At 72.7% G+C, this 3,744-nt stretch carries 4 protein-coding genes; 1 reads left to right on the top strand and 3 read right to left on the bottom strand.

All coding sequences use genetic code 11. The features are described 5' to 3' along the window. Nucleotides 1-449 precede the first annotated feature (449 nt). From WHI96_RS27265 to WHI96_RS27275, 3 genes are all read right to left on the bottom strand, one after another. Nucleotides 450-1,049 carry a rhodanese-like domain-containing protein gene (locus WHI96_RS27265; protein WP_345650295.1) on the bottom strand — a complete coding sequence of 200 codons (600 nt, stop codon included), beginning with the start codon at nt 1,047-1,049 and terminating at the stop codon, nt 450-452. Nucleotides 1,050-1,078: 29 nt separating this feature from the next. Next, nucleotides 1,079-1,345: a metal-sensitive transcriptional regulator gene (locus WHI96_RS27270; protein WP_345650297.1), complete on the bottom strand. Its 267-nt coding sequence runs from the start codon at nt 1,343-1,345 to the stop codon at nt 1,079-1,081. A gap of 118 nt (nt 1,346-1,463) precedes the next feature. After that, on the bottom strand, nt 1,464-2,525 hold the full coding sequence (locus WHI96_RS27275) for a YeiH family protein (RefSeq protein WP_345650299.1): 1,062 nt from the start codon (nt 2,523-2,525) through the stop codon (nt 1,464-1,466). A 128-nt stretch (nt 2,526-2,653) separates the two neighbouring features. Between WHI96_RS27275 and WHI96_RS27280 the strand changes: the two genes are divergently transcribed. Further along, nucleotides 2,654-3,744: cysteine--tRNA ligase (locus WHI96_RS27280; RefSeq protein WP_349302496.1), on the top strand; the 1,091-nt coding region annotated here is incomplete at its 3' end.

A 3,744-nucleotide genomic window follows, 5' to 3' on the forward strand; every position in this document is an offset into this window, starting at 1 on the left:
TCCCGGGGGTGACCCCGAGACCGGACGATCACACCGGATCGAGGTCGTCCGGTCCAAGGTCCGGGCGCATACCGCGCCAGCTCGGGTGGCGGAAGCGTCCCTCCGTGGTCCTTCACCGGACTAGGCGTCCCTCAGGACGCGCACTCCAGCCCTGCCCCCTCAACGGGTCCCCATGCTGGTTTGCGGCCGAGTAGGCCTCGGCCGCGGTTCTGGCCCATCAGCATGAGGTGGTAGGCGCTTGAGTGCTGCCAGCCCGTGAGCGCACCGGATCGTTTGCTTTAGGTCTTGCCGTACGCGGAGCGGCAGCGTGCCGCGCCTGCTGGGGCTGGCAGCAGCCAGACTGCGAGAAATTTGCTGCCGCTGAGCCGAGCAGAACAGGAAGGCTGCTGGCTGACATGACCGTTCCGCGTCGCAGCCCCGCCGGCGTCGGCTACGACGGCCGGGGCGGGTCAGCGCACAGGGCCGGGCTGCCGCCGGCGGACCTGCTCGACGACGGCAGTCGCCAGCGGCTCGGTGACGTCGCGGTTGATCGGCAGCTTCGCCAGCACGGCCCCCATGGCGCAGGTGTTGCTCAGCGCGGAGAAGGTGAGTCCAGCGCCGATGCCGCCCGCGAGCAGTCGCAGCTTCGGGGTGACAAAGCGTCCGCCAAGGACCCCGGTGAGGACCAGGGACCCGGCGACGAGCCGGACCTGACGCTCCAGGGCCCATGCCGCGCGGCCGCGGACGACTTCGTGGCCGGCGGCGGCCCACGCTGACACCCCGCCGTCGAGGACGTGGGCGCGGTCCAGTCCGGCTGCGGCCAGGTGCCTGCGGCCTTGCTCGGCCCGTACGCCGGACTGGCAGACGAGCACCAGCGGCGACGACGGGTCGTCGAGGTGGCGGGCGAGCTCGGCGGTGTGCTCGGCGAGGGTGTTCAGCGGGACGTGGTAGGAGCCGCGGATGTGCTGCGCCTCGAACTCGGCGGCGCTGCGGACGTCGATGACCAACGGCTCGGACCACTCACGCAGCGCTGCGGGGGTCACGGTGCGGGTGGCGGGCTGTGCGGTCATGGGCACTCCTCGGGGATGTGGGGCGAGATTTAGGCGAGGGAGAGGAACAGCTTCTCGAGCTGGGCGACGTCGACCTCGCGCTCGCCGTCGGCGTTCTCGGTCAGGCAGTGCCGCAGGCCGGTCGAGATGATCTTGAAGCCGGCGCGGTCCAGTGCCTTGGACGCCGCGGACAGCTGGGTCACGACGTCGCGGCAGTCGCGGCCGTCCTCGATCATCCGGATCATCCCGGCGATCTGGCCCTCGACCCGGCGCAGCCGGGCAATGACGTCGGTGAGCTCCGTGGGACGTACCTCCACGACGCACCGCCTCTCCCTCGATGTGACCCCACAGTACCCCAGGGGGTATAGGCGCCGTTCACTCGGTGAGACGGAGGTGGTTGTTCCGGGGGCCTGCTCGTCCCGTCGCAGGCACTGGTCAGAGGGTGCCGGTCAGCGACTGCAGCGCCAGACTGCTCGCGCCGACCAGGATCCACAGCCCGGCACCGAGCAGCAACGGACGCGGACCGGCGCGGCGGACGTCGGCCAGACGCATCGACAGCCCGATCCCGGCCAGCGCCGTCGTGATCAGGAATGTGCCGAGCGTGGTGATCGCCGGGTGCCAGGCATCGGGCACCAGGCCGGCGCTGGTCAGGGCAGAGGCAATGACGAATCCAATCAGGAAGGGCGGGACGAGCTTGCGCCACGGCAGCGGGCGCGTTTTTTCGCCGGCAGCGGCGGCCTCGTGCCGGGCGATCCGAGTCGCGAGCACGAGGACGATCGGGATGAGCATCAGCGTCCGGGTCAGCTTCACGATGACCGAGTAGGGCCCGGCGTCACCGCCGTAGGCGTACCCGGCGGCTACCACCGAGGAGGTGTCGTTGATCGCCGTGCCCGCCCAGAGGCCGAACGCGTGCGGGGCCAGGCCCATGAGGTGACCGAGCTGGGGGAAGGTCAGCACGGCGACCACGTTGAAGGTGAAGATCGTGCCGATGGCGTAGGCGACCTGCGACTCCTTCGCTCGGATCACGGCCTGGGTCGCCGCGATGGCGGACGCGCCGCAGATCGCGGTACCGACGCCGATGAGGAGCTGGGCGTCGCCCCGCACCCCGAGCAGCCGTCCGAGTCCCCAGGCGCCGGCGAGGGCCACGGCGAGCGTGCCGAGCATGACCGGCAGCGAGGTCAGTCCCACGTGCGCGATCTGGGTCAGGGACAGCGTCAGGCCGAGCACCACGATCGAGGTCTGGAGGACCGGGCGGGAGGCGAAGGCCAGGCCGGGTCGGAGTCGGTCGCCGGGCCTGAGCGCGGTTGCGACGAGTACCCCGAGCACGATCCCGAAGACCGGTCCGCCGATCACGGGCACCTCGATCCCGGCCGCCGTGGCGACGGCGGCGACGACCAGCGCGACGGCGAGTCCAGGCAGGCGGTCGCGGACCCGGTCGGTGACGGTGGCCGTGGGGGTGCCGGTGGTCGAGGGGGCACGATCGGCGGTGGGCGCCATGGCGCGTACCTTCCGTTAATGTACGTACATTACGTCGTGGAACGGTAGCCCGCTCGTGATCGCGATGTCGACGGCCGGCCGGGGGGCGCCCTTCCCCGGGCGTCGTGGAATCGGTGAGGATGGCCGGTATGGACCAGTTCGAGGCGGACGGCACGGCCGGGGGCGACGAGGGCGGAGGGGCCGCATTCGCGCTGGCAGGAGCGCCGCTGCCGTTGTCGGCGCCCGCGCGGGTGTACGTGTGCGGGATCACTCCGTACGACGTCACCCACCTGGGCCACGCCGCGACGTTCGTCTGGGCGGACGTGCTGACCCGGGTCGTGCGGTCGACCGGCACCCCGACCCGGGTGACCCGCAACGTGACCGACGTCGACGACGTCCTCACCCGTTCCGCGGCCGAGCGCCGGGTCGACTACGACGAGTTCGGCCTGCGCCAGGAGTTCTGGTTCGACCGCACCATGGCCGACCTGCAGGTCGTCGCCCCCGACCACGCCCCGCACGCGCGCCACCACGTGAAGCACGTGATCGCGCTGGCCGCGGCGCTGCTGGCGACCGGCGCCGCCTACGAGCGCGACGGCGCGGTGTACTTCCGCGGCGCCGGCGTCCCGGGGGCGGCGGGCCTGGACCGTGACACCGCGCTGGCCCTGTCCGCCGAGTACGGCGACGACCCCGGCGACCCGCACCGTGACGACCCGTTCGACGTGCCGCTGTGGAAGCCCGCCGCCGGCGACCACCCGGCGTGGCCGAGCCCCTGGGGGCCGGGACGCCCGGGCTGGCACGCCGAGTGCGCCGCGATGGCCCTGGCGACCCTCGGCGGTGTCGTCGACGTGCTCGCCGGCGGCGCCGACCTGGCGTTCCCGCACCACGCGTACCAGTCGGCGATGGCCGCGGCCGCGACCGGCGCGGGCCTGTTCGCCCGACGCGGGTTCCGGGCCGGGATCGTGTCCGTCGACGGCGCCAAGATGGCCAAGTCCACCGGCAACCTCGTGCTGGTGCAGGACCTGCTCGCCGACACCCCGGGCGCCGCGGTGCGGCTGTTCCTGCTGGACCGGCCGTGGGCACAGCCGTGGGAGTACCGGCCCGAGGACCTCGCGCTCGCGACCGGCCGGCTGGAGGAGCTCTACGTCGCAGCCGGGCGCAAGCCCGGATCGGATGCCGCGGTGGACGCGGTGCGCGACGCACTGCACGACGACCTCGACGTGCCCCGCGCGGTGGGGACGGC

Source organism: Pseudonocardia tropica (assembly GCF_040105315.1).
In the GTDB taxonomy this organism is placed as follows: domain Bacteria; phylum Actinomycetota; class Actinomycetes; order Mycobacteriales; family Pseudonocardiaceae; genus Pseudonocardia; species Pseudonocardia alni.

Bases quoted from the DNA above. Each gene is read 5' to 3' on its own strand.
- WHI96_RS27275 (WP_345650299.1), bottom strand. From the start codon at position 2,525: ATGGCGCCCACCGCCGATCGTGCCCCCTCGACCACCGGCACCCCCACG.
- WHI96_RS27265 (WP_345650295.1), bottom strand. From the start codon at position 1,049: ATGACCGCACAGCCCGCCACCCGCACCGTGACCCCCGCAGCGCTGCGT.